This is a genomic window from Halomonas sp. SIMBA_159 (assembly GCF_046536035.1).
GTDB classification, from domain to species: domain Bacteria; phylum Pseudomonadota; class Gammaproteobacteria; order Pseudomonadales; family Halomonadaceae; genus Vreelandella; species Vreelandella venusta_A.
Map to the genome: position 1 here is coordinate 1 of NZ_JAWJBT010000350.1, position 284 is coordinate 284.

Consider the following 284-nt stretch of genomic DNA (forward strand, 5'->3'; position numbering starts at 1 on the left):
ACAACCGTTGTGAGAGCCTTAGAAGGAGCAGTTGCTGCAAAAGAGGGGAATTTTGAGGTGTTTTGTGGGAAAACTGATTTATTTATCTATCCAGGCTATGAGTTGCAAGTGGTGGATGGACTGATTACGAATTTTCATTTACCGCGATCGAGCTTGTTAATGTTAGTCAGTGCGTTTATCGGGCGGGAACGGCTATTATCGTTGTATGACAGCGCGATCGCGCATCAGTATCGCTTCTATTCTTTTGGCGATGCGATGTTGATTATTAATGTCACTTCTGAGAG

At 43.7% G+C, this 284-nt stretch carries 1 protein-coding gene; it reads left to right on the forward strand.

Annotation, left to right across the window (positions count from 1 at the left end):
• A partial coding sequence (locus R0J87_RS19580) for an S-adenosylmethionine:tRNA ribosyltransferase-isomerase (RefSeq protein ID WP_498888336.1) occupies positions 1–284 on the forward strand: 284 nt, incomplete at both ends.